This window comes from Paenibacillus sp. GCM10027626 (assembly GCF_042676285.1).
Lineage (GTDB): Bacteria > Bacillota > Bacilli > Paenibacillales > Paenibacillaceae > Paenibacillus_Z.
On record NZ_JBHTHC010000009.1, the window covers coordinates 284967 to 310628 of the forward strand.

General features: G+C 51.8%; 23 protein-coding genes. 18 read left to right on the forward strand and 5 right to left on the reverse strand.

Features of this window, described 5'->3' with window-relative positions; translation table 11 throughout:
* Window positions 1-24 precede the first annotated feature (24 nt).
* On the reverse strand, window positions 25-1434 hold the full coding sequence (locus ACFQ0N_RS19305) for an RsmF rRNA methyltransferase first C-terminal domain-containing protein (protein WP_379329119.1): 1410 nt from the start codon (window positions 1432-1434) through the stop codon (window positions 25-27).
* Between the two features lie 135 nt (window positions 1435-1569).
* On the opposite strand from ACFQ0N_RS19305, the gene ACFQ0N_RS19310 reads away from it, so the two are divergent.
* Together ACFQ0N_RS19310 and ACFQ0N_RS19315 are read left to right on the forward strand one after the other, a co-directional pair.
* The gene (locus ACFQ0N_RS19310) at window positions 1570-3081 is read left to right on the forward strand and encodes a DHA2 family efflux MFS transporter permease subunit (RefSeq protein WP_379329121.1); all 1512 of its coding nucleotides are present in this window, start codon (window positions 1570-1572) and stop codon (window positions 3079-3081) included.
* A 25-nt stretch (window positions 3082-3106) separates the two neighbouring features.
* The gene (locus ACFQ0N_RS19315; RefSeq protein WP_379329123.1) at window positions 3107-3706 is read left to right on the forward strand and encodes an acyl-CoA-like ligand-binding transcription factor; all 600 of its coding nucleotides are present in this window, start codon (window positions 3107-3109) and stop codon (window positions 3704-3706) included.
* 419 nt (window positions 3707-4125) lie between these two features.
* Here ACFQ0N_RS19315 and ACFQ0N_RS19320 read toward each other — a convergent pair whose 3' ends face one another.
* A complete protein-coding gene (locus ACFQ0N_RS19320; RefSeq protein WP_379329125.1) occupies window positions 4126-5034 on the reverse strand; it encodes a J domain-containing protein in 909 nt (302 codons plus the stop codon).
* Window positions 5035-5209: 175 nt separating this feature from the next.
* On the opposite strand from ACFQ0N_RS19320, the gene hprK reads away from it, so the two are divergent.
* From hprK to ACFQ0N_RS19335, 3 genes are read left to right on the forward strand one after another with little or no spacing between them, the layout of a single operon-like run.
* Window positions 5210-6124 carry an HPr(Ser) kinase/phosphatase gene (hprK, locus tag ACFQ0N_RS19325; RefSeq protein WP_379329127.1) on the forward strand — a complete coding sequence of 305 codons (915 nt, stop codon included), beginning with the start codon at window positions 5210-5212 and terminating at the stop codon, window positions 6122-6124.
* A gap of 16 nt (window positions 6125-6140) precedes the next feature.
* A complete protein-coding gene (locus tag ACFQ0N_RS19330; protein ID WP_379329129.1) occupies window positions 6141-7130 on the forward strand; it encodes a 2-hydroxyacid dehydrogenase in 990 nt (329 codons plus the stop codon).
* A 36-nt stretch (window positions 7131-7166) separates the two neighbouring features.
* Window positions 7167-7433, forward strand: a complete 267-nt coding sequence (locus ACFQ0N_RS19335; protein WP_379329131.1) for a metal-sensitive transcriptional regulator — start codon at window positions 7167-7169, stop codon at window positions 7431-7433.
* 91 nt (window positions 7434-7524) lie between these two features.
* Here ACFQ0N_RS19335 and ACFQ0N_RS19340 read toward each other — a convergent pair whose 3' ends face one another.
* Complete coding sequence (locus ACFQ0N_RS19340) at window positions 7525-8643, reverse strand: response regulator (protein ID WP_379329133.1); 1119 nt, start codon at window positions 8641-8643, stop codon at window positions 7525-7527.
* 191 nt (window positions 8644-8834) lie between these two features.
* Here ACFQ0N_RS19340 and ACFQ0N_RS19345 point away from each other — a divergent pair, with 191 nt between their 5' ends.
* Entirely contained in the window at window positions 8835-9221 is a 387-nt protein-coding gene (locus ACFQ0N_RS19345; protein WP_379329135.1) for a hypothetical protein, read from the forward strand.
* Window positions 9222-9669: 448 nt separating this feature from the next.
* On the opposite strand, the gene ACFQ0N_RS19350 is transcribed toward ACFQ0N_RS19345, so the two are convergent.
* Window positions 9670-11328, reverse strand: a complete 1659-nt coding sequence (locus ACFQ0N_RS19350; protein WP_379329137.1) for an alpha/beta hydrolase family protein — start codon at window positions 11326-11328, stop codon at window positions 9670-9672.
* Between the two features lie 364 nt (window positions 11329-11692).
* Here ACFQ0N_RS19350 and ACFQ0N_RS19355 point away from each other — a divergent pair, with 364 nt between their 5' ends.
* Window positions 11693-13651 carry a heavy metal translocating P-type ATPase gene (locus ACFQ0N_RS19355; protein WP_379329139.1) on the forward strand — a complete coding sequence of 653 codons (1959 nt, stop codon included), beginning with the start codon at window positions 11693-11695 and terminating at the stop codon, window positions 13649-13651.
* 135 nt (window positions 13652-13786) lie between these two features.
* Window positions 13787-14773, forward strand: coding sequence for a zinc-dependent alcohol dehydrogenase family protein (locus ACFQ0N_RS19360; protein WP_379329141.1), 987 nt, complete (start codon window positions 13787-13789; stop codon window positions 14771-14773).
* 47 nt (window positions 14774-14820) lie between these two features.
* Here ACFQ0N_RS19360 and ACFQ0N_RS19365 read toward each other — a convergent pair whose 3' ends face one another.
* Window positions 14821-15003 (reverse strand): hypothetical protein, encoded by a 183-nt coding sequence (locus ACFQ0N_RS19365; RefSeq protein WP_379329143.1) that lies wholly within the window; start codon window positions 15001-15003, stop codon window positions 14821-14823.
* A 148-nt stretch (window positions 15004-15151) separates the two neighbouring features.
* Between ACFQ0N_RS19365 and ACFQ0N_RS19370 the strand changes: the two genes are divergently transcribed.
* The 10 genes from ACFQ0N_RS19370 to ACFQ0N_RS19415 all read left to right on the forward strand — a co-directional run bounded on the left by ACFQ0N_RS19370 (window position 15152) and on the right by ACFQ0N_RS19415 (window position 25605).
* Complete coding sequence (locus tag ACFQ0N_RS19370; RefSeq protein WP_379329145.1) at window positions 15152-15604, forward strand: DUF2663 family protein; 453 nt, start codon at window positions 15152-15154, stop codon at window positions 15602-15604.
* 138 nt (window positions 15605-15742) lie between these two features.
* Window positions 15743-17812, forward strand: coding sequence for a bifunctional aldolase/short-chain dehydrogenase (locus ACFQ0N_RS19375; protein ID WP_379329147.1), 2070 nt, complete (start codon window positions 15743-15745; stop codon window positions 17810-17812).
* Window positions 17813-17831: 19 nt separating this feature from the next.
* On the forward strand, window positions 17832-18206 hold the full coding sequence (locus ACFQ0N_RS19380; protein WP_379329335.1) for a sensory rhodopsin transducer: 375 nt from the start codon (window positions 17832-17834) through the stop codon (window positions 18204-18206).
* A gap of 15 nt (window positions 18207-18221) precedes the next feature.
* A complete protein-coding gene (locus ACFQ0N_RS19385; RefSeq protein WP_379329149.1) occupies window positions 18222-19517 on the forward strand; it encodes an L-rhamnose isomerase in 1296 nt (431 codons plus the stop codon).
* A 25-nt stretch (window positions 19518-19542) separates the two neighbouring features.
* On the forward strand, window positions 19543-21012 hold the full coding sequence (locus ACFQ0N_RS19390; protein WP_379329151.1) for a rhamnulokinase: 1470 nt from the start codon (window positions 19543-19545) through the stop codon (window positions 21010-21012).
* Window positions 21013-21045: 33 nt separating this feature from the next.
* Window positions 21046-21807: a DeoR/GlpR family DNA-binding transcription regulator gene (locus ACFQ0N_RS19395; RefSeq protein WP_379329153.1), complete on the forward strand. Its 762-nt coding sequence runs from the start codon at window positions 21046-21048 to the stop codon at window positions 21805-21807.
* A 151-nt stretch (window positions 21808-21958) separates the two neighbouring features.
* Window positions 21959-22687, forward strand: a complete 729-nt coding sequence (locus ACFQ0N_RS19400; RefSeq protein ID WP_379329155.1) for a (Fe-S)-binding protein — start codon at window positions 21959-21961, stop codon at window positions 22685-22687.
* Window positions 22684-24204, forward strand: a complete 1521-nt coding sequence (locus ACFQ0N_RS19405; RefSeq protein WP_379329157.1) for a LutB/LldF family L-lactate oxidation iron-sulfur protein — start codon at window positions 22684-22686, stop codon at window positions 24202-24204. The genes ACFQ0N_RS19400 and ACFQ0N_RS19405 overlap by 4 nt, the downstream gene beginning before the upstream one ends.
* Window positions 24197-24934 carry a LutC/YkgG family protein gene (locus ACFQ0N_RS19410; RefSeq protein ID WP_379329159.1) on the forward strand — a complete coding sequence of 246 codons (738 nt, stop codon included), beginning with the start codon at window positions 24197-24199 and terminating at the stop codon, window positions 24932-24934. The genes ACFQ0N_RS19405 and ACFQ0N_RS19410 overlap by 8 nt, the downstream gene beginning before the upstream one ends.
* Before the next feature lie 131 nt (window positions 24935-25065).
* Entirely contained in the window at window positions 25066-25605 is a 540-nt protein-coding gene (locus ACFQ0N_RS19415) for a GNAT family N-acetyltransferase (protein WP_379329161.1), read from the forward strand.
* Window positions 25606-25662 lie beyond the last annotated feature (57 nt).

Consider the following 25662-nt stretch of genomic DNA (forward strand, 5'->3'; position numbering starts at 1 on the left):
CGCTGCCAGGCCGCTCTCATTCCATTAGTATGTTCTCCGCAGTCCTTTAGGCAAGTGGTTTTTCACTTGTCCCCCGCTGGCTTTTCCCCAGCCTATCGGTAAACCGTCAACTGCTACAATTCCCCATCCCGCTGCCCCGTCTAGCGCAGGAATCGTCTCGCCGCGCAAAAAAGCGGCCGCCTCGTCCGAATCGGCAGAACACGATTGATGCCAGGCAGCGTCGGCGGCTTGTAGAGACATCGCCAGCGCATGAGCGGGTTCTATTCTGTTTTTGCGCATATCGCCAAGATGAAGCCCAGGCCGAAGCACCTTCAGTCCATGGAGCCGATCGGCAGCAATCCGGGCTTCCGCTGAAGGGGAAGGCAGCCAATAGAGGGCATCTCCGAAGCGAACAGGCTCTCCAGCCTCCAACCGGGGCATATGAGGCAAAGCTGTCTTGGTAAAATCGTAAAAGGCAAGCATATCATTCACATCATTATTTTTAGCCTGTCCGCTTTTTCCTTTGGAGCGGCTTTTTGCTGTGCGCGCTTCGGAGAGTAGCGCGTTATCAGGCGCATCTGCGGATTTTTGCAACACTGCGACAAAATGTCCTTCTCCGCGTGCCAGATGCGGCCATATCCGTTCAGAAGCGACCCATTCAAATTGAGGATGCTGCGAGCAAAAGAGCTGAATGGTTTCTTCGTTTTCTTGTTTATTGAAGGTGCATGTTGAATATACAAGCCTGCCGCCGGGTTTCAACATTATAGCGGCATGCTGCAAAATATCGTTCTGGCGTGCCGCACACATGGCGACATGAGCGGGCGACCATTCAGCTATCGCATTTTCGTCCTTGCGGAACATGCCTTCGCCCGAGCAAGGAGCATCAAGCATGATGCGGTCAAAAAATGCAGGGAAACGGCGGGAAAGTTCATCGGGAGCGGCGCACGTCACGATCGCATTGACAATGCCGCAGCGCTCAACATTTTCACTTAATATTTTTGCTCTTCCCGGATGAATCTCATTGGAGACGAGCAAACCTTGTCCTGCCATTTTGCCGGCAATTTGGGTTGTTTTTCCGCCAGGAGCAGCTGCCAGATCCAGCACGAGCTCGCCTGGCTGGGGATCGAGCAGCTCGGCAGCAGTCATTGCCGAAGGCTCCTGGATATAGTAAAGCCCGGCGGCGTGATAAGGATGCTTGCCAGGTCTTGAACTTTCCTCGTAATAATACCCTGCCTTGCACCAGCTGACCGGCTCTAACCCGAATTTGACAGGCAGCTGCTCCATAACCGCTTCAGGCAGCGCTGCCAGTTTCAAGGGATTAAGGCGCAGCCCGAACGTACGCGGCATATCGAAGCTTTGTAAAAACAGGTTGGAATCCGTTCCGAGCAGTTGTTGCATGTTAGCGATAAAAGTGTCCGGCAAGTTAGCACGCACGTCATTTTGCCCCCTAAACATTGATGTTGCTGGCGTATAGCCGCTGTTCATTATATCACAATGAATAAGTTTGCGAAATATTTGACTTCGAATACCAAAAGACATATACTTTCAAATGAAAGTAACTGTCATTTTATTTGAGGGGTGAAAAAGGGAATGGAGAAACAAAATAATCGCAGATGGTGGGTCTTAATTGGGCTGGCGATTGGTCTGCTGGCTGTCGGACTGGATATGACAATTTTAAACTTAGCTTTGCCTACATTAGCCACTGAATTGCAGGCATCGAGCAGCGATCTGCAATGGTTTGCCGATGCTTACACACTTGTGTTTGCTGCCGCCTTGCTGCCTGCGGGACTGCTCGGTGACCGGCTGGGAAGAAAAAAGATGCTGATCATCGGTCTGTTGATGTTCGGTGCTGCTTCTGTCGTATGTGCATATGCAGAGACGTCGGCAGCCTTAATTATCGGGCGTGCTATGCTCGGGCTCGGCGCCGCCTTGCTGGTTCCGCTGTCAATGTCGCTTATTCCGGTGCTGTTTGCAGAGGAGGAGCGCTCAAAGGCAATAGGGGTTTGGGTGATGGCCAATGCGGTTGGCATACCGCTTGGTCCGATAGCAGGAGGGTGGCTGCTCAATCACTACAACTGGAGTTCTGTTTTTTGGATTAATATTCCATTTGTTGTTGTATCCATGGTTGCTATCGCTTTGCTGCTAAAAGAATCGCACGGCGAGAACAGCGCCCGCGCTGATTACGTAGGCATGCTGCTCTCCAGCTTAGGTCTGATCGGCATTACGTATGGAGTGATTGAAGCGGGAGAAAGCGGATGGGACAATGCAGAAGCTTTGCTGACACTTGGTGCCGGGGCAGCGCTGCTTGCCGGATTTGTATGGTGGATTCGCCGCAGTCAGACTCCGCTCGTCGATCCTCAATTATTCCGCTCTGCCGTATTTACTTGGGGTTCTGTGATGGCTACGCTTATATCGTTTATTATGTTCGGGCTGCTGTTCGTACTTCCGCAATTTTTCCAAGGGGTGCAAGGGACGGACGCGCTCGGCGCCGGTCTGCGGTTGTTGCCGCTCGTAGGCGGGTTGGTGATCGGGTCGAAGGCGGCAGATGCTATCCAGCAAAAAATGGGGGCCTGGGCCGCTATGGCGGGCGGTTTCGTATTGCTTGCGGCTGCGCTTACCCTTGGTGCAAATACGTCAATTACAGATGGCTATGGCCTGTCGGCGGTTTGGATTACGATATCCGGCCTTGGAATCGGCCTAGTGCTGCCTGCGGCGATGGATATGGCGTTATCTGCATTAACTGCTGAACGCAGCGGAGTGGGCTCCGCCTTGATTATGGCGCTGCGCAATGTCGGCGGAACAATTGGGGTAGCCGTTCTAGGTACTGTGCTTAGCCGTTCATATCGTGGTACACTAGATGTGACTGGTTTGTCAGAGCAAGCTGCCGAAGCGGTGCAGCGCAATGTCGCCGCCGGTGCGGCAATTGCCAGGCAGTTGAATTCGCTGCCGCTGCTGACGCAGGTTCAGAATGCTTTTGTGTTCGGGATGGGCCGTCTGTTGTGGATATGCGGAGGTATAGCTGCAGTGGGCTTGTTGCTGGTGGTGCTTTATTTGCGCAAAGCGAAGGAGCGTGCCTCTGCCGGACAACATATGGACATATAGACGTAAGGATAAAGGGGGAGGTTAAATGCCGCCAAATAAAAAAACTGCTGCCGGACTGAGGGAACGAAAAAAAGCGAAAACGATCGCTGCTGTGCAGCAGCATGCACTGCGGCTTTTTCGCGAAAACGGCTATCAGGAGACGACAGTCGAGCAGATTGCTGAAGCGGCCGAAATATCACAAAGCACCTTCTTTCGCTACTTTAAGACGAAAGAGGATGTGCTCATTATCGATAATTACGATCCGATCATGATTGAGGAATTCAAAAAGCAGCCAGCGGAGCTGAGCCCGCTGGCTGCGGTGCGCAATGCTTTGCTGGCGGGAGTCGCCTATATGTCAGCCGAGGAGACTAAAACTGCCAGAGAGCGGATTGAGGTTATGATGTCGATCCCCGAGTTGCGTGCTGCATCGGCCAATAATATGTTCGCGACGATGAATATGATCGCCGAGATGGTAGCGGAGCGTCTGGGCGTAACGAGCGACGACTGGTCAGTCAGGGTGCTTGCAGGTGCGGTGGTTGGAGCATGCTCGGCGGTTTTGCTCCATTATGCCGAGCACCCCGAAGCGGAATTTGCAGAGCTGCTTCAGGATGCCCTTAATAAATTGGAGTCGGGGCTTGCGTTCTAAAGAAATGGAACATCCTTCCATGCAAACTAAAAAGCCAAAATGTCATACATTTACATTTTGGCTTTTTAATATTATATAAAATCTGGGCTGGTGTTGCCTAAGCTAACGGATTTCACGGCCGCTATTTTCGAAAATTCGACCGATTTGAAATTGTAACGGAACTGTGCGCCGCTATTTGATGATCAGGAGCACGATTTCGCCAAAAAACGTCCCATTAAGATCGATCACATCCGTTAGATTTCAAAAAGGAAGGTAATTGGAGAAATAGCGTCTGCAGCTTCCGTTAGATGAAACCGCTTTGCATCGTACCCTCCTTCAGGGATTTGGCTCCCTGACCTCTGGCGATGCAAGGCATGCTATCAGGGGAAGAAACTTGACGATAGCGCCATGGATGCCGTCAGCCGTTTCTTCTTAGCTCGTTATTTGCCTGCTATCATACGCTCAATAAACAGCAGGGCATTGTCCACATGCTGGGCATCTGTACGAATGCCGACGACCATGTTGTTGTAGGCGACTGGCAATTCCTTGATTAAAGGACTGCCCGTAATATCGATTGCATAAATATGATCCTCGGTATCTTCCTCGACACGCGATTTGTATGCATCTGCCTCGGAAGCCAGCAGCGGCTTCAAGCGTTCGTTGTATTCATCATCCAACTTGCGCAGCAGTCCTTGTTTGGACAGCTTCGCAAAGCTGTTTTTGTCTAAAATGTAAACATCGCTTTTATCGGTAATAAGCGACAATAACGCTTTTTGGACGGATGCCATATCAAATTCATTTTTCGGCTCTGCCGGATCGTATGTGACGGCGGCGCTGACCCGCTTCCATTCCGGAAATTTGGCCAAAAGCGCCTCCTCTAATGCGGTTGTGTCTTGCTCTTGATTTTGCAGCATAAACTCGCCGTGAAACATAACCGATACGTCGATTGGCGGCAATTTCGCCAGTCTTTCCTTTTCGGCCTGCCGATCCATATAGCTATTAACCCCAACGATAATTAAGACGATGAGTACGATTGCGCCTAGCAGATGGAACTTATAGTAATGAAAGAAATGGTCGGTTTTTTGCGCGACTCCGGCCATCTTCTTGTATTTCCCGTATTGATTCTGGTTGAATTCTTCCTGTATCTTATTGTCTTCATACGCCAAAATTGTTTTGTAGGCTTGATTGATCGCTTCGAAATCGGCGCCATGCTCTCCCTCGCCTTCAGCGCCGCGGGCATCCTTGGCACGGGATTGCCGCAATAATATAAAATAACGCTTCTCTACATCTTCCTTCGTAGCATCCTCCGACAACCCTAGCAGAGCGTATGCTTCTTTTACCTTGTCCAATGAAAGTCACCTCTAGCAATATCAAAATATGTGCGTATATACTTTCTAATATCTTACTGTATCTGCAGTAAATGAGCAAACGCTTCCTTAAGAGAAAAAGGGAATCGGCTGCCTGTGTGGAATATCTAATGCGATAACAATCATTAGGCGGACATTCCAGGGAGGGGATAGGCAAATGAAAACACTAGAAATCCGACAATTGGCTGACCGATTCTCGCTGGAGGTATTGGCAGGAGAAACGCAGATGCAGCGAGTGATTACAAAATCGCGCGTGTATAGACCGGGGCTTGAATTTGTCGGCTATTTCGATTTTTTTTCACAAGAGAATATACAGGTGCTTGGAAAAAAAGAAATTAACTATTTGCATACGTTAACGGAAGACGAAAGAAATCACCATATCGGCAACATTGTAAAGTATCATCCGCCCTGCTTTATCGTTACCTCCGGGCAGGAGGGGCTAAAGTACCTTAAAAAATATTGCAACGAGGAAGGCATTCCGCTGCTGCGCACGCAGACCAAGACATCGGAATTTTTAGGGCGGCTGGAAGGGTTTCTAGCCAAAGAGCTAGCTCCGGAAATTACAGTGCACGGCGTATGTGTCAATGTATCGGGGATCGGTATATTGCTGCGCGGCAAATCGGGCGTAGGGAAGAGCGAGACGGCGCACACGCTGATTCGCCGCGGCCACCGGCTTGTTGCTGACGATGCTGTCGTCTTGAAAAAATTAAGCCCGCAAACGCTGCTCGGATCACATGACGGCAGAACAAAGGAATTTCTGGCGCTGCGGAGCATCGGTCTTGTCAATGTAAGCCGTCTGTATGGACGCAAGGCATTTCAGGATGAGACGCGTATTTCGCTGGATATTGAGCTGACCCAGTGGCAAAACAATGATTTGAATAATGAGCTTGAGCTGGAGCCAAAGTTTACGCAGTATATGGGCGTTAACGTACCGCATATCGAAATTCAGCTGCAGCCGGGAAGAGATGTAGCGGGCTTGATCGAGGCTGCGGCGAACAACTGGTACCTTCGGCAGCAGGGCTACAGCGCGGCCGAAGAATTTATGAAACGACTGGAATCGGAATTTCAATAGAGAGGCGATTGCTGCGATGAGTAAACCGAAAGTTCTCGTTATTAAGACTTTATCGGAAGAAGCTAGACAATATTTGAGCACATACTGCGAAATTGATGAAGCACCGCCTGGCATCATAGCCGACCGCGATGCGCTTAAAGCCAGGCTGGCCGGGGCAAGCGGCTTGCTTCAATCCGGAGTAGCGATTAATGAGGAGCTGCTTGCCGCCGCGCCGGGACTAAAAATAGTGAGCAACATTTCAGTAGGCTATAACAATTATGATATTCAGGCGATGAAGGCGCGCGGAGTCATGGGAACGAATACGCCGTATGTGCTGGACGACACCGTGGCCGATCTCATCGTCGGCCTTATGATCAGTGCGGCCAGAAGATTGCCGGAGCTGGATGCAATGGTCAAGCGAGGCGAATGGGGCGAGCTTGGCGGAAAATCGGACGAGCCTTATTTTGGGCTGGATGTCCACCATGCTACGCTCGGCATCATCGGCATGGGGCGGATCGGCGAAGCAGTGGCAAAGCGGGCGGCACACGGGTTTGATATGAAGGTGCTTTACAGCAATCGCAACCGTAAGCCGGAAGCCGAGAAGCAGTACGGAGCGGAGTACAGAACGATGGAGCAGCTGCTGCAGCAGTCTGATTTCATCATCATTATGACGCCGCTGACGCCGGAAACGCATCGTATGATCGGCAAAGAGCAGTTTGACATGATGAAGCGGACAGCGATTCTGATCAACGCCTCCCGCGGGCAAATTATTGATGAGCCGGCGATGATTGCCGCCTTGCAGCAAAAGCGGATCTTTGCCGCAGGCCTTGATGTGTTTGAACAAGAGCCGGTTGCAGCCGATAATCCGCTGCTGCAGCTTCCGAATGTCGTAACTTTGCCGCATATCGGGTCGGCAACTGCAAGAACGAGACACGATATGTTAATGGCGGCGGCGCGTAATCTGGTAGCCGGCATCACGGGCCAGCGGCCGCCCAATCTTGTGCCAGAGCTTGCTGAAATCGAATAATAGTTTGAGAATGAACAAAAAGGAGCGCGGGCTTATATGGCGTATACCTATACGGATGATATGAAAAAACGGCTGCGGCGGATTGAAGGGCAAGTACGCGGGGTGCTGCGTTTGATGGACGAGGAAAAGTCCTGTAAAGAAGTAATCAGTCAGCTGTCGGCAGTTCGCAACGCGGCGGATAAGGCGATCGCCCAGATTGTGGCTGAAAATTTGCAGCAATGCATTTTGGAAGAACAGCAGGCTGGAGGGGATGGCAGCAAAATGGTGCAGGAAGCGATCGAATTGTTAGTCAAGAGCAGATAGCGGGACAAAAAGGAGGGTTTAAGCGCAGGTCACAAGGCGCTCGAACCCTCCTTCCGTTTGTCTTTAAGTGCTGATGCTTGCTCAGCTTTTCTCAATGCAGCCACTGCATATACCAGCTCGATATTCGTTCTTCCGGTTCGATGCCCAAATCTTCATGCAGCAGCAATGTGTACTGCTTGAACAGCTTCTTTACTTCCTCGTAATGCCCAAGTCTGGCATTCAATTGCATCAGCCCCAGATAGCCGTCCTGCGAGTAGGGTAATGTTTCTTGGACCAGTTGCAGACCGTGCAGCGCCTTGGCGTAATTTTCGTGTTCGATGTAGTACGCGATAGTAGGCTTAATATGATCCAGCCATACCAGCCTTAGCCGCTCGCTTTCTTTTTCTGCCCATAAATAGTGATGATCCTCCAAGTAATTGCCGGTGTAAAGCGCAAGCAGCTGCTCATGCTGATCGAGCGTTTCCGCTGATAACGGCGGGATTAGCTCGAGCGAGCGTTCCCATTCTTCCACATCCAATTTAACGCCGCCCAGCAGCAGGCGAAAACCGCCATCAATGAATTGGATCTGCAGGGACGGATCGATTTGTTTGAGCGTGCGCCGCACCTGATAAACTGTCGTGTGCAGCAGAGCGGATGCCTTCTGCAGGTCGTGATCCGCCCACAACAAATCGATAAGCTCATCTTTGCGGATGGCCGCACGATGGCGATGATGGACAAGATAAGCAAATAACTCCTGGGCTTTGGTCGTACGCCAGTGAATGGGCAGAGCGCCTTTGTCCGGATGATGAATATGTAAATATTTGAAGAAGCGCAATGTAATCTGCTGCTCCTGCTCTACTTTCGGCTGAGCCTTTTTACCGGGCAAATCGATTCTTTGCAGCGTTTTATTAAGCCTGGCCGGCTGCACGGGCTTCATTAAGTAATCGAGCGCGTTGAGCTCGAAGGCTTCGATTGCGTAGTCATGATAAGCAGTAACAAATACAATCTGCAGATTAGGCTGTATGCTCAGCAGTCTTTCTGCTGTCTCAAGACCGTTCATCTCAGGCATTTCGATATCGAGAAAAGCAAGATCGGGGAGCGCCTGCAAGCCCTGCTCGATTGCTTTGAGCGGATTCGAAAAAGAGCCGACGACATTGATTCCGGCATTGCCGAGCAGACGTTCCATACTGCGCAGCGCCAACGGCTCATCGTCAATAATAATTGCATTCATGTTATGCACCCCTTTTGAGTAACAAGCGGCAATAGCCGATAAATTTCAAGATCAAGGCGCCCGAAAGAAGGGATGATCTGTTCATTCACAATAAGGTTACCATGATTGCCCCAGCTTTTGGGAGACAAATCGTAATTATTGTATAATCTTTTGTTAAAAATAACGTATTTTTTGAGAGTAACACGATATTCGTGAAATTGGAAATAGAATTTTCGCAAAATTCTGAAACTTTATTTCACAATGTTGAGTATATGTTTATAGGGATATGGTATGATAACGATTCATCAGAAGTAGATATGCAAGCAGCCCTAAGCATGGGAATTTCAGATTATAACAAGCATCGCGCGCACTGTGCTGGCAAAGGAGGCAAGGCAACAATGGGGAGAAAAAGGGGAATACGCAGACAATGCAGTCTTGAAGGGTGTGAGGGGCAGCATTATGCAATCGGATTGTGTAAAAAGCACTATTACGTCAATTACTATTATTTGAATCCAAGAAAAAGAAAAGCTGAACAGCCTAAGCAGGCCGATCAACCAAGAGCACTGGTTTCGAGTCCGCAAGAAAGGTCGTTAAATTAATAGATCGTTCATGTTCTGAACCGATGTGAAAAGAGGTTGTTTGAAACGGGACTCATTAAAAGAAGCAGCGGCGGACCAAGACTTGAAAAATAAAGTCTTAGACTGCTGCTGTTGTCATTCAAATTTAACAAATGTCTCCCGTTAATTTAAAAATGGAAGCCGGTCATAACTTCCGGCTTCCGTAATTTCAATTGATTATAGTATGCGCTGCTGTAAACCCGTCAAGGGCGCGCAGCGTTTATATCCTTGACGGGCGGGGGCGGATCTGCTGCGGGGCGCTCAACAGGCCGAAGCGGACGCTATGGATTTCGGCGCCGCCCAGATCCATATCTTTGCCTTGCTGCCGTTCCTGCTCTCCGTAGTCATCCTCTGCGCTCCTTACTTATCGGCTTCAACTACCTCCTCCAAATTATACTATGTCGATCTGACAGCGATTTCTTAACGATTGCTATTTTTGCTGTTCTGGATTCCCTGTCTTCTCCACCCAAGCGGCAATATCGGTAATGACCTGCTCCGATACGCTCGCGGGATTGTAATACTCCTCGGTCGTATTTTTCCCGGTACTCTCTGTAAACATATGAGTCAGCTTGGGGTACAATTTGAACTCGCTGCCCGGGCGCTTCCCGTAGACCTTACGCCACGTCTCAAGCTCGCTTGCTTTAACGTGAAAATCCTCTTCCCCTTGCATCACGAACAATGGCGCAGGATGTCCGCTGCCATTCTTCACCGGCACGTAAGTGGTGGCTTCCTGCCACCAATAGGGGTTGGGCGGAAGCTGAAATTCCGCCGGCGGCTTGGCAGGATCAAAGTTCTTCGCCTTGACCAGTTTGATCTGTTCCCGATAATAAGCAATCTGCTCCTTCGTGAAAAAAGCGGATTCGGCCGACTTATCATAATAAGTATCCGCCTCCGAAATCGACGGATTGGGCGATCCCATGATCAAAGCCCCGGCAATCGTTCGTTCCTTGTCCTGTTCCAATATGGCCGGCATCATCCAGCCGCCTCTGCTATGTCCGGCTACAAATATTCGCGACCCGTCAAGGCGCTTATCTTTTTTCGCCTGCTCGACAGCTTCAATTGCGCCCTCGATAAATTCCTTCGTCAGATTATGTGTGGCGTAAAGCTTCGCATAACGAGTGCGTGTCTTTTTATCATAACGAATCGTGGCGATGCCCCGGTCTGCGAGTCCGACAGCCAAATCTCGGAACGGCTTTTGTGCCATTACAGCGGAATCCCGGTCCAGTTCTCCATCTCCTTGCACAAGCACAACGACAGGGAACGGTCCCTCCCCCCGTGGAAGGGTAAGCGTGCCGGGTGTTGCATCTTCTCCTTCCCCAACGACGATGCTCTCCTCCGTATAGCGGTCCGGCTTATCATAACCGGGAGCAATATAACCTGTAGAATCGGCCGTAATGATATAATCTTTAATCCTATTCGTCCGGTCAAAACGCACCTCCGCTGCAAGCGACATTTGCCCGGCATCGTAAATGAACGTGATCACTTTATACAATCCGTTGTCATGCGTTCGTACCTTGGTCAATTTCAATTGAGGCAAAAACTCCGCCATCTGCCGGACAGATGCGGGTACTGGCACGGTTCGTATGGAATCGGCCATATAGCGCTTCATTGCAGATAGCTCCTGGCGGGACAGGAAGTACCAGAATGCGCCAGCCGTCAGCCGGATATCGGCCATGTCCCATTCCAGTTCCTTTGTTTTACCGCTATAGCCTACCTTGATATCGAGTCCCTTCTCCAGAATTTGCGGTGCTACAAAAATGCGATTATCCTTCACTGCAACATCGCCGGCGGCAATCTTCCATGTTGAGTTGCCCGTTTTCGCTACGGGGTCAGGCAGCAGTTGAATAGAAAGTGTCCGGTCATCGCTATGAATGGAGACCGTGCGATTAGTCGCATTCCATACCAATCGGAAACCGAACATATCGCAAAGCTCGCGCAGCGAAAGTTGCTGGCGTTCTTGAACGGAGCTGGCAGCGGCAACGGTTGGCGGGCCTAGGGCAGGAACGTGAATAGCTGTTTGCAAACTGCCCATCAACATTGCTGCAGCCGACAGTACGATAATCGATTTTTTAACTCTTTTATTAGACATGGGGCATACACTCCTTTTGAAGTATGTTCCCTCATGGTAACGAATGGAAGGAGATAGAACAATCGAATAACATGACAATAACGAAGATGAAGCTTTCAATATTGCAAGGTTGCTCCCTCTCGGTATAAACGCTTAAAGTTTCTTGGCGATAGTACTAAGGACGCCGTCAGCCGTTTCTTTTCACGCCCCTTTACTTTTTGCTGCTTCTAGATTATAATTATTATTAAATTGAAATGGAATTTAGATGAGAATGCGCCGTTTTTTGCGCCTATATACACAATGCATGCTGTCCCGTTCAGGGGCAGCATGTTCCATTTTTAGGGGTATAATAATGGGACTCATTCTCAATGAGAGGAGCGATAAAATGATGTCAACCTTGGAATCACTGGATAAAAAGGCTAAAAAAAAGGAACTTGCTGAGAAACAACCGACATTGACGGCGCTCATTAAAAACGCGATGGAGCGTTATGGAGAGGCGATAGCCGCTTTAGTGAGCGGTATACTTATTGCAGCCGCGTGGGGGATAAGCGGAGCCTCTGAAACCGCATCGGTCATCCTCTATGCAACGGCTTTTATCGTCGGCGGCTTTGCCAAAGCGAAGGAGGGGCTGCATACCCTTTTTGTCGAGCGGGATCTCGATGTGAATCTGCTGATGATCGCCGCGGCGATCGGGGCTGCCAGCATCGGCTATTGGACGGAAGGCGCAGTGCTGATTTTCATTTTCGCTTTGAGCGGCGCGCTGGAAACTTACACAATGGATCGCAGCAGCAGAGATATTTCTGCGCTGATGGGCATGAAGCCTGAGACGGCTGTCCGGTATGTGAATGGCGAGGAGACTGTTGTCGCCATCGAATCGCTTGCAGTTGGCGACATTGTCGTCGTGAAGCCAGGAGAACGCATCCCGGCGGATGGGATTGTCGTGGAAGGCTCGTCTGCCGTCAACCAGGCTTCAATTACAGGCGAGTCGATTCCAGTAGATAAAAATGCCGGCGAAGAGGTATTTGCCGGGACGATTAATGGCCAAGGCGCACTCTTTATTGAAGTAAGCCGTCAAGGCGAATCCACTCTTTTTGCCAAAATTATTCGTCTCGTGCAAGAGGCACAGAGCGAGAAACCGGCTTCACAGCAATTTATGGAGCGGTTCGAGCGGATTTATGCCAGAGCAATTATTGCCATCTGTCTGTTGCTGATCGTGCTCCCGCCGCTGGTGTTTGATTGGTCATGGGAGCAAACCTTCTACAAAGCGATGGTATTTCTCGTAGTAGCTTCGCCTTGTGCACTCGTTGCTTCGATTATGCCTGCAACGCTGTCGGCAATATCGAGCAGCGCCAGAAGAGGGCTGCTGTTCAAAGGCGGCGCTCACCTGGAAAACTTAGCCAATACGAAGGCGATTGCATTTGACAAAACAGGCACACTTACCATCGGAGAGCCGCAGGTGACAGATTTGATTGCTCTGGACGGTATGGATGAATCGGAGATGCTCCGTATAGCGGCGTCCCTGGAAAGTCTGTCCGAGCATCCGCTGGCGAAGGCAATTGTGAAAAAGGCCAAGGAACAGCAGCTGACATTAGAGCGGCCTGCCGCTTTTACAACGCATACGGGCTGGGGTATTGAAGCACAATGGGCTGGAGAGACATGGAAAATCGGCAAGCCGGGCTTTCTGGATGCGCATTATCGGACAGCTGAGCTCGATCAGCTGATCAGCCGTCTGGAAGCAGAAGGAAAAACAGTCACGGTCATGCATCATCCGGCTGGAGCGGCAGGCATTATCGCCTTGCGCGACCAGATTCGCCCCGAAGCGAAAAAAGCAATTGCAGCATTGCAAAAAGCCGGCGTCGCTGTAGCTATGCTGACTGGCGACCAGAAGCAGACGGCAGAAGCAATCGCCAAGGAAGCTGGTATTGACCATGTGTATGCCGAGCTGCTGCCGGAGGAGAAGGTAAATATGGTGAAGCAGCTGCGGGAGCGCTATGGCAATGTGGCGATGGTTGGAGACGGCGTTAACGATGCGCCGGCGCTGGCAACGGCCAATGTCGGCATCGCGATGGGAGCCGCAGGCAGCGATGCGGCGCTGGAGACGGCCAATATTGTACTGCTCAAGGACGATATCGGCAAAATTGCCGAAGCGATTACCCTTGGCAAACGGACAGCGCGGATCGTTAAGCAGAATATGATCTTTGCGATCAGTGTCATCGCCCTGTTAATTGCCGCTAACTTTATTGAGGGATTGGCGCTGCCGCTTGGCGTTGTAGGACATGAAGGAAGCACCATTCTTGTTATACTGAACGGCTTGCGCTTGCTGCGTCAGCCGCGTGAAGCGTAAGATGCAGGCTGGCCTGCAGAGGCGTCCGGGAAAACTGCCGCCGCTGCAGGTCAGCTTTTTTTTACTGCTTTGGGCTTCATATTGGTTCTATGGTATGATCGTCTTGACAGCTTGGAAGTACGGAAGGGGCTACTTATGAATAACCGATATATATGGTTTGATTCCTTTGGCAGACCGGATGAGGTGCTGCAGACGGGAGAGAAGGCAATCGCTCCTCCCCGGGCCGATGAAGTTTTAGTCCGGATGCTGGCTAGCCCGATTAATCCATCTGATCTAATCCCGATTACAGGCGCATATGCACATCGCATCGCGCTGCCGTCGATTCCGGGCTATGAAGGAGTGGGCGTTGTTGAGGAAGCAGGGGCAGCGGTACCGCGGGCCTTTATTGGGCGGCGCGTGCTGCCGCTGCGGGGCGAGGGCACTTGGCAGCAGTGGGTCCGCTGCCCGGCGCGGTGGGCCGTCATTGTTCCGCCTGAAATAGAGGATAGCGCCGCCGCACAATTATACATCAATCCGCTTACCGCCTGGGTTATTTGCCGGGAGCGTCTGAAGTTGCAGGAAGGGCAAGTGCTCGCAGTTAATGCATGCGGTTCGGCGATTGGCCGTATTTTCGTCCAGATGGCCCGATTGTCGGGCGTACGCATGCTGGCCATTGTACGCAGCGGCGCCTATACAGCAGAGCTGCGAAGGCTGGGAGCGAATGTGGTGATCGATACCTCGCAGGTGCCGCTTTATGAAGCGATTATGGAGGCGACGAATGGGCTTGGTGCAGATGCGGCGATCGATTCAATTGGCGGCGGGGACGGAACGGAACTAGCCCGCAGCGTGCGCGCAAAGGGAACTTTTATAACGATTGGCTTATTGTCCGGCAAGCCGCTCGATTGGCGGATCATTGGGCAGGAGAAGACGATTTTGGCGCAAATGTTCCATCTGCGCCACTGGAATCGGGACGTATCCGAACAGGCCTGGCAGGATGCTTTTGCACAATTATGCTTCTATGTTCGTACCGGCACGCTGCAGTTGCTTCCGGCGGCCAAACGATTTCCGCTGGCCAAGATAACACAAGCCGTTCGGACTGTATCCGCGGCGGAAGGCAATGCCGGCAAAATAATACTTGGATGACGCAGAAAGAGAAAAGCCGGCCACAGCGGCAGGCTGCTCATCCAGAGTTAATCTGTAGAGCCGGCGTGGTCGGCTTGCAGCTGGCGGCAGCCTGGCAAGTAGGCTGGGTGCACAGCGCGGCTATGTGTGAATCGGGCGCGGGATTTGCGATCCTGCTCAATGGCCGTAAAGAGGAGAAAGGCTCCTACACCAACGAGAATGAGTGTCATTATCGGCAGTAACAGACTCATAGACTAGACTCCTTTTGTCAAAAAGACTTGCGTTCGATATCGATGATAATAATTATCATTATTATAACGTATTTTTGCCGTTAATCAACCCCTTATCTGTACAGATTATGCTGGGCTCGGCATATATTGAGTACAAGGAGGGATACTAATGGATGATATTGAGAAGGAATTGGAGCAATTGGCGGTGTCCAGCGATACAAAAATATTGGTAAAAGAAATGATTGCCCGCAAAACTAAGGCCGACCAGCTGTTGCTGCGCAGCCGGATGCTGGCGGTTATCAATTTATTTGTAGCTATTGTTGTGCTGTATTGGCTGTACAAGCTAGGCGCCATCTCCAGCCGCGATGTATTCGACTCTATTACTTATATTGGAAAAAGCACGGCATCATTACTATTTGTCATCGTAGCCGTTTCAGTCTTTCTCTACTCCGGCACGATATTGCGGGCATATAAAAAGCAGGAGAAGCAATATGAAGAGTTGCGGCAGGAGGCGGTTGAGAAGCTGCGCGCCAAGTGGGAGCTGGACGCCGAATCGCAATTAAGGGATGAGCTCGCGCAGCTGCTGGACCGCAAGGGGATTAATATTCGCTTTGTCAACTGATAAACAAAACGTACAGCCGCGGATTATAAATCCGGGGCTTATTTTTGTTTTTCTTTGAAAAAGGGGATATTCAAACAAAAACAAATATGATATACTCCAAACAAACAATAACAAACAAACATAACCGGAGGTAAATCGATGGTACAATCTTTATGGGAAGAGTCGAAAGCACAATCGCTGCAAGGAGGGCTGGACGAGCTTGTTTATCGTTCCAACATTATCGGTGCTGACCGCCGGGTGTGCAACTGGGGCGGCGGCAATACGTCCAGCAAGATGATCGTCAAGGATTTCCGCGGCCGCGACGTTGAAGTGATGTATGTAAAGGGCAGCGGCTCCGATCTGGCTTCGATGAAAGCAGGCAACTTTACAGGCCTTCGCATGGAAGACATTCGACCATTGTTCGAGCGCGATGCCATGTCCGATGAGGAAATGGTCGCTTATCTTGGCCACTGCATGATCGATTCAAAGCATCCGCGCGCATCAATTGAAACTTTGCTGCATGCTTTCCTGCCATTCAAACATGTTGACCATACACATCCGGATGCGATTATTGCCCTCTGCTGTGCAGACAATGGCAAGGAGCTGGCAAAGGAAATTTTCGGCGACCGTTTCGTATGGGTGCCTTATGTGCGTCCCGGCTTTACGCTGTCGAAGATGATTGCAGAGGGAGTGCTTGCTAATCCGAATGCCGAGCTTGTTCTGATGGAGAAGCACGGGCTTGTTACTTGGGGCGAGACCTCCGAAGCTTGCTATGCCAAGACGATTGCTATTATTAATGAAGCGGAAGGATTCATCGAAGCTCGCGTTAATGAAGCGAAGCTGTTTGGCGGCGTGAAGCATGAGGCATTGCCTGCCGAAGTGCGCAGAAGCATTGCAGCGCAAGTTATGCCGACCGTTCGCGGTGCAGTGAGCGATGCCAAGAAAATGATCCTTTCCTTTGATGATGAAGAGGATGTCATGCAATTTGTGGGCGGCTTTGCTTCTCCTGAGCTGTCTCAGGTAGGCGCCGCTTGCCCGGACCATCTGGTGCATACCAAAGTAGTCCCGCTGTTTATTGACTGGACCCCGAACGCGGACGATATAGAAGGACTGATTGCGAAGCTGAAAGAAGGCATCGCTGCATATAAAGAACAGTACAAAGCCTATTTCGAGCGGAACTGCAACGAGGGCGATGTGATGTTCGAAGCTGCGCCGCGCGTTATTTTGATTCCAGGCGTGGGGATGATCAATACAGGGAAAAGCTGGGCGATGTCGAAAGTAAGCGGCGCGCTCTACCATCGGGCAATTGCCGTTATGCGCGGCTCGACGGCCCTTGGCTGTTTCGTATCGCTGAGCGAGAACGAATCTTACAATGTTGAGTACTGGCCGCTGGAGCTTTACAAGCTGACACTGGCGCCGGCAGAAGCGGAATTTTCCCGCAAAATCGCCTTCATTACAGGCGGTGCAGGCGGCATCGGCAGCGAAACGGCCCGCCGTCTTGTCTCCGAGGGTGCGCATGTGGTGCTGGCTGACCTTAACCTTGAAGGGGCGCAAAAGGTCGCAGCGGAAATCAATGAAAAATATGGCGAAAACCGTGCGCTTGCCGTTAAAATGGATGTAACGAAGGAGGAAGAGGTTGGCGCTGCTTATGCGGAGACAGCTCTTGCTTACGGCGGTGTTGACATTATCGTCAACAATGCCGGGCTTGCTACGTCCAGCCCGTTCGATGAGACGACGCTGAAGGAATGGAACCTGAACATGAATGTACTGGGAACAGGCTACTTCCTCGTTGCCCGCGAAGCGTTCAAAATGATGAAGCAGCAAAGCATCGGCGGGAACATGGTCTTTATCGGCTCGAAAAACTCGGTCTATGCCGGCAAAAATGCTTCAGCATACAGTGCGGTCAAAGCGCTGGAAGCTCATCTTGCCCGCTGTATTGCTGCCGAGGGCGGAGAATTCGGCATACGCGTCAATACGGTGCTGCCGGACGCGATTCTGCAAGGCTCTGCTATTTGGAACTCGGGCTGGCGCAATGAACGCGCAGCAGCTTACGGCATTGAGCCGGATCAATTGGAAGACTATTACCGCAAGCGTACAACGCTGCTTGTCAACATTTTCCCGCGCGACATCGCTGAGGGCATCGCCTTCTTCGCTTCGTCCAAATCGGAAAAAACGACAGGCTGCATGCTGACTGTGGACGGCGGTGTGCCGGCGGCATTTACTCGATAAGAAGGGCGGTTAGATGGATATGACGAAAGCTAGAGGCGAAAAGCACTGGATCATTCCGGACGGTTTTATTCCTCCGACTAGCGCGCCAGGCGCATATGAAAGTCATGAGTCCGTTTGCGTATTGAATACAGCAAGCGAGGAAGCGTTGCTGAAGTTCAATATTTACTTCGAGGATCGCGAACCGATGGAGGACATTCTTGTCGTCGTTCCAGGCCGTCGCACGCGACATATCCGTACCAGCACGCTGCTTAAAGAAGGGAAGCCGATTCCGGTCGGCGTTCCCTACGCGATAGAAGTAGTCAGCGATATTCCGGTTATTGTGCAGTATAGCCGGCTTGATGCAACACAAGCAGAAAATGCCTTGATGACAACACTTGGCTTTGCCATCAAATAGGGAGGGAATAATAAAATGAATCAAGCTATTCAAAAAAGTTACGAGGAAGCGAAAGCGCTGTACGCCAAACATGGTATTGATGCCGATGCAGTACTGGAACAGCTGTCAAAAATTAAAGTATCCGTACATTGCTGGCAAGGCGACGATGTAAGAGGCTTCTTGTTCCGCGATCAGGAACTGACCGGCGGTATTTCCGTAACAGGCAGTTATCCGGGGGCTGCACGCACGCCTGATGAGCTGCGCGCCGATCTGGAGAAAGCGTTCGCAATGATTCCCGGCAAGCATAAAGTAAATCTGCATGCGATTTATGCGGATACGGATGAGAAGGTTGATCTTGATCAACTGGAGCCGAAGCATTTTCAGCCCTGGGTAGATTGGGCGAAGGAACAGGGGCTCGGTCTAGATTTCAACCCCACCTGCTTCTCGCATGAAAAATCGAGCGACGGTTTGACACTGAGCCATCCGGATCCGGAGATCCGCAAGTTCTGGATTGAGCATTGCAAAGCATCGCGTAAAATCAGCGCCTCGTTCGGCGAGCAGCTTGGGCAAACAAGCGTGATGAACGTTTGGGTTCCGGACGGCTTCAAGGATGTTCCCGCTGACCGTCTGGCGCCGCGCCAGCGCTTGCAGGAGTCATTGGATGAAGTGTTTGCGGAGCCAATCGATCCGAAGCATCACCTGGACGCTGTAGAAAGCAAACTGTTCGGCATCGGTTCCGAAGCCTATGTTGTCGGCTCTCATGAATTTTATATGGGTTATGCAATCAAAAACAATACACTGCTCTGTCTGGATGCCGGCCACTTCCATCCGACGGAAGTCATCTCCGGAAAATTGTCTTCGGTCTCAATGTTTACGAAGGGCATTCTGCTGCACGTCAGCCGTCCTATGCGTTGGGATAGCGACCATGTCGTCGTTATGGATGACGAATTGCTCGATATCGGCCGCGAGCTGATCCGCAACGAGATGCTGGATACGACCTATATTGGCCTCGACTTTTTCGACGGCAGCATCAACCGTGTAGCCGCATGGGTAATCGGTACGCGCAATACGATCAAAGCGCTAATGCGGGCCATGCTGGAGCCGGTTGAAACGCTAAAGCAAGCGGAGCTGGAATTCGACTTCACAACCCGTCTGGCATTGACAGAGGAATTCAAGTCCTACCCATTCGGCGCGGTATGGGATTACTATTGCGCACTGCACAATGTGCCTGTACGCGAGGAATGGCTGGCTGAAGTGAAAGCCTATGAAAAAGACGTACAGCTGAAGCGCGGCCAAGAAGATACGGCTGACGCCGTCCTGGGCGCGAAATAAAACGGATAGAGGGCGGTGCCGACAAATGACTGTTCTTGCATTTGATTTGGGCGCAAGCAGCGGCAGGGCTATTACTGGCCGGCTCACCGGCCGCAAAATAGAGGTGGAGGAGCTTCACCGCTTCTCCAACGACCCGGTGCAGGCGGGAGACCGCCTGCATTGGGATATTTTACGGTTGCTGCACGAGATCAAGCAAGGCTTGCTTAAAGCCAAGCATCAGGGAATTGCGCTGCAGAGCGCGGCGATCGATTCCTGGGCTGTCGATTTCGGCCTCATCGGCAGAAATGGAGAGCTGCTGGGCAACCCGTACAACTATCGCGACCGGCAGACGGACGGGATAATGGATAAATTGTTCGCTGAATTGCCTGCGAAAGAAATTTTTGCACGAACAGGTATTCAATTTTTGCAGTTCAATTCGATTTTTCAATTATACGCGATGAAGCTGGCAGGTTCTCCGCTGCTTGAGCTTGCCGATAAATTTCTGATGATTCCGGACTTGCTGCGTTATTACTTGACAGGTGAAATGCTAAACGAGTTTTCGAATGCGACGACGACGCAATTATACAATCCGCTGCTAGGCGACTGGGATGACGAGCTGCTGAGCGTGATTGGCGTGCCGCGCTCGCTGTTTGGCACGATTGTGCAGCCCGGTGCCCAGGCCGGCATGCTGCGGCCGTCGCTATGCGAGGAGCTCGGGATTGATGCGATTCCTGTTTACGCTGTGGCCGAGCATGATACCGGATCCGCGGTCGCGGCCGTTCCGGCGCTTGACCGCTCGTTCGCTTATCTCAGCTGCGGCACTTGGTCGCTTATGGGAACCGAGGTGGATAAGCCGGTCATTAATGAATTGGCGAGCAGTCTGAACTTTACGAATGAAGGCGGCGTTGACGGGACCTTCCGTCTGCTAAAAAACATTATGGGGCTGTGGCTGCTGCAGGAAAGCAGAAGAGAATGGGAGCGGCTCGGACAGTCGTATACCTTCCCTGAGCTCGTTCGAATGTCTGGCGAAGCGGCGCCGTTTGCCGCCGTTATTGATCCGGATGACCCAATGTTTCTCCATCCTGGCGATATGCCTGGACAAATTCGCTTGTACTGCGAGCGGACTGGGCAGAAGGCGCCCGCGGATGCCGGCGCAATCACCAGATGCATTTTGGAAAGCCTTGCGTTAAAATATCGTTATGTGCTTGAGCTAACTGAAAAGCTGTCAGGCCAGCAGTTCAACGGGCTTCATATGGTTGGCGGCGGCATTCACAATACATTGCTTTGCCAGTGGTCGGCGAATGCGCTTGGCAAGCCGGTATGGGCGGGGCCTGCTGAAGGCAGCGCTATCGGCAACCTGGTCGTCCAATGGATTGCTCAAGGCCAGCTGGCGGATATTTGGGAAGCGCGCCGGGTTATCCGGGAATCGTTCCCGGTAACGGTCTACGAGCCTGAGCAAGCGGGCGCGTGGGAGCAGGCTTATGGCCGCTTCCTGCAAGTGACCGGACTGAAGTAGCACGGATCAATTTGCTTTGAAAAGAGGTAGGCTATGCTCGTTGCAGAACGTTATGAAATGATTGTTCAATTGGTGAATGAGAGAGGGAGTATCCGGGTATCTGAATTAAGCGAATTGTGCCAGGTCACCGAAGAGACGATTCGCCGCGATCTTGACCGTCTGGAGGCGGCGGGACGCTTGCGGCGCTCGCATGGCGGCGCTGTCAGCGTCAAGGATCGCAATCAGCCGGAGACGCCGTATTTTGAACGGGAAATTATCCATGCGGAGGAGAAAAGGCGGATCGCGGAAGCCGCGATTACCCGGATCGAGCCGCGCGACAGGATTTTGCTGGATGCCAGCTCGACTGCCTGGTATATGGCATCCATCATGCCAGATATCCCGATCACCGTTCTGACCAATTCGATTAAAGTAGCAACCGAGCTGAGCAGCAAGGAACGGGTTGACGTGATCTCGACAGGAGGCTTGCTGGCGCAGCGCTCGCTTTCTTTTGTCGGTCCGTTAGCCGAAAGGTCGCTTGACGCTTACCATGTCAATAAAGTGTTTCTTTCCTGCAAGGGCGTCCATCTTGAACGGGGCATAAGTGAATCGAATGAGCTGCAGGCACGGATTAAGGAAAAAATGATCAGCATTGCCGATGAGGTAATCGTGCTTGCAGATGCAAGCAAATTTGGCGTAAATGCGTTCACCTATGTCGCCGATTTGAATGATGTGGATTCGATCATTACGGACCGCAGTATCGAACAGGAGATGGTTGCCCGGCTGGAAGAGCGGCAAATTTCTGTAACGGTAGTGTAAAAAAGCAAAATCGGCTGTCCCATATGCAGGGTTATGATGGGGCGGCCGATTTTTTTTGGACGGTATGGGAAGAGAATTGAATTAAGTCATTGTCAAGATGTCTGATAACCTGATAAAATGATAACAATCCATTAGAGCGAGGTGCTTCGCCTTGAAAGTTTCGTTATTTATTACTTGTATTAGCGACGCTGTTTATCCGCGGGTCGGGGAAGCGATGGTTCGTCTGCTCGCCCGTTACGGCATCAAGCTGGAGTTTCCCTCTGTGCAAACCTGCTGCGGCCAGCCGGCGTTTAATAGCGGCTACTGGGATGATGCCCGGGCGTCCGCGCGGACGATTCTCGATGCGTTTGAAGACAGCGATTTCGTTATTGCCCCATCGGGCTCATGCACAGGGATGATTCATCATTATCCGAAGCTGTTCGAGCAGGACCCTGCCACGCTGAAGCGCGCGGAAGCGCTGAAAAACAAAGCCTACGAGTTTACGCAATTTCTGGTCCAGGTGCTTGGTGTAACTGATCTGGGCGCCTTTTTCCCGCATAAAGTGACCTATCATCCCTCCTGCCACGGCAGCCGTCTGCTGGGAATTAAAGAGGAGCCGCTTGCCTTAATGAGCAAGGTGAAGGGGCTGGAGCTTGTGCCGCTGCCGTATGCTGAGGATTGCTGCGGATTTGGCGGTACATTTGCGGTGAAGATGGCGGATATTTCGGGCGCCATGGTAACGGAGAAGGTCGATCACGTACTGGAGACGGAAGCTGAAGTGCTTGTCGGTCTGGATATGGCTTGCCTGATGAATATTGCGGGCAATTTGCGTTATCGAAATCAGCCGGTGCGCGTGATGCATTTGGCGGAACTTCTGTATGAAGGAGTGAAGGGAGCATGAGCGGAACCGGTTCACAAGCGCCAGCGACGGTAAAGGAAAGAGCGGGCCTTGCACTGAATGACGAATTTTTGCGCAAGGCGGTGCGCTTTACGACAGAGCGGCTGCGCAGCGGCAAGAAAAAGGCTTCCGAGGATCACGGCAACTGGGAGCAGTGGCGGGAAAGAGGGCGGCAAATTCGCCTGCATACCATTGCTCATCTGGATTACTATTTGAACCTCTTTGTAGAAAATGCCCGTGCCAACGGCGTGCACGTCCATTTTGCGGATACAGCCGAGGAAGCTGTAAAGCTGTCGCTGGCCATTGCCGAGCGCAAACAGGCGAAGTCGGTCGTGAAGTCGAAATCGATGGTAACCGAAGAGCTTCACTTGAATCATCATCTCCAATCGATCGGGGTGGAGGCCGTCGAAACGGACCTGGGCGAATATATTATTCAGCTCGCCGGTGAGGCCCCTTCCCATATTATTATTCCGGCCATTCATAAAAATCGTTATCAAATCGCCGACCTGCTCTCGGCGGAGGCCGGTGAAAAGCTTGAGCCCGACACTACGGTGCTGGCCGGCTTTGTCCGCAAAAAGCTGCGCGAGAAATTTCTCGAAGCGGATATCGGCATGACGGGCTGCAATTTTGCCATTGCCGAGACAGGCTCGATGGTTTTGTTCGAGAATGAAGGCAATGCCCGTATGGTGTCGACTGTGCCGAAAACGCAAATAACGCTAATGGGGATGGAGCGGATCATTCCGTCCTGGTCAGATTTGGAAGTTATGGCGACGCTGCTGCCGCGTTCGGCAACAGGTCAGAAAATAACGGTTTACATGTCCGGGATAACAGGCCCTAAGCGCGCGGACGATGCAGACGGTCCGGAGGAAATGCACATCATTATCGTCGATAACGGCCGTTCGCTGCAATTGGGCGATCCGGAATTTCAGGAGCTGCTCAACTGTATCCGCTGCGGCGCTTGCCTGAACGCCTGCCCGGTCTACCGTCATATTGGCGGCCATGCTTACGGCGGCACCTATAGCGGTCCAATTGGCGCCGTTCTGACGCCATCGCTGAAAAAAAATGTCGCGGAGTGGGACGATATTGCGAACGCCTCCAGCCTGTGCGGCGCCTGCTATGAGGCCTGTCCGGTGAAAATCCCGCTGCACGATATGCTCATTTACTTGCGCCGCCGCAAAGTAGAGGGCGGCTACGGCAATAAGCTCGAGGGAGCGGGGATGAAGGGCTTCGCCGCTGTAATGGGCGATATGAAGCGGTTCCGCAGCGTGATCAAGCTCGGCCAGCTGGGGCAAAGGCTGGTTGTACGCAATGGCGGCATCAGCATCAAGCTTGGTCCGCTCAAAGGCTGGAACACTTACCGGGTGGCGCCGAGCTTGTCGAAGAAGTCCTTCCGTCAGCAATGGAAGACGATGGAGGAGGAAATTCGCAGCGGCCTGCAGGAAATGCCGCCGGAAATTCGCCAGCGGATGGAAGCCGCTGTCAAAAATAGAGGCAAAGAAGGAGGCAAAAGCCATGGCTGAGCAGCAAGAGACCCATCAACAATGGCTTGATCAGCTGGCGGCAGCGTCCCGTACCAAGCAGGAAACCTTCATGAAGGGGATTGCCAACCGGCTTGGCCGGCCGTCGAGAATGACGGAGAAGCCGCAGCATCCGTTTCGCGGAGCGCCGGATTTTTGGAACGCTTTTGAATGGACAATTGAGGAACGGGTTGAGCGGTTTACCGATAATTTTAAGGCTGTCGGCGGCCATGTCGCCAGGCTGGCAGATATGGATGCCGCCAAACAATTTATTGCGGACAAGGCGGCTGAAATGGGCGCCAAATATATTGTACGCCAGGATCAACAGGAGCTGGAAGCTCTTGGTCTTGAGGCAGCACTGGCGGAAGCGAATATCTCGGTATGGAATACAGATCCCGGGCAATCGTGGAAGGCGCGTGCGGCTGAGGCGGACTTTGGCATCGTCATCGCCGATTATGCAGCCGCCTACACCGGGTCGATTACGGTGCTTTCGGCCAAAGAAAAAGGCCGCTCGGTCAGCCTGCTGCCAACTGTGCTGATGGTCATCATTCCGCTGGAGCGGCTGAAGACGCGCCTCGGCGAAATATTGAAAAATTTTGATGCTGCGGGCAGAGAGAACTTGCCGGCAGGGATTCACTTTATTTCCGGGCCGAGCCGCTCGGCCGATATTGAGAATGATCTAACGATCGGTGTTCATGGGCCTGGTATTGTTTATGCATTACTGGTTGGTTAAGTAATAGAATGCCTTCGAGCGCGAGTCAGTCCATGCTGATGACCGCCCGAAGGCTTTTTATTTTGCACCTATCGGATGCCCGGGTATATAATATTCGTTAATAGAATCATATGGAGGTGCGATACGCATCAATGAGCACACTTGAGATGCTGCGCGCAGACGAGCGCGACTCTATGGCTGTTCTGGATATTTGGCTCGATGCAGCAAACTGGATGCGGGCGCAGGGAATTGATCAATGGATGCCGGACCGGTTTAACTTAAGCGAGGTTGCGGCATGCTTGACTGGCGGCAAAGAACTGTTTTTACTCAAGGAAAACGGGATCGCCGCAGGAACCTTCTATATAAAATGGTCGGACAGCTTGATGTGGGAAGATGGCCGCGCAGCCAGCGCCGGTTATATTCACCGCCTCGCGGTCGGGCGCAATCACCATGGCAGAGGGATCGGCGCGCTAATGCTCGATTGGGCTGAACAGTATATAGCTGAAAGCGGCAAAGCGATGATCAGATTGGATTGCATGGCAGACAACACGCGGCTCAATACCTATTATAGCGAGCGCGGATTCCAGCTTGTTACTAGAATTGACACCAGGGGATGGAGCGCGAATTTGTTTGAAAAGGAAGCTAAGCTGCGATGCTCTAAAGAAGCGCTTCTGCTTGAAGCGGGAGGTTAATCATGACGATTCGGGAACGATGGCCGTCGCGGCGGACGGCCATCCGTTGATGCAATG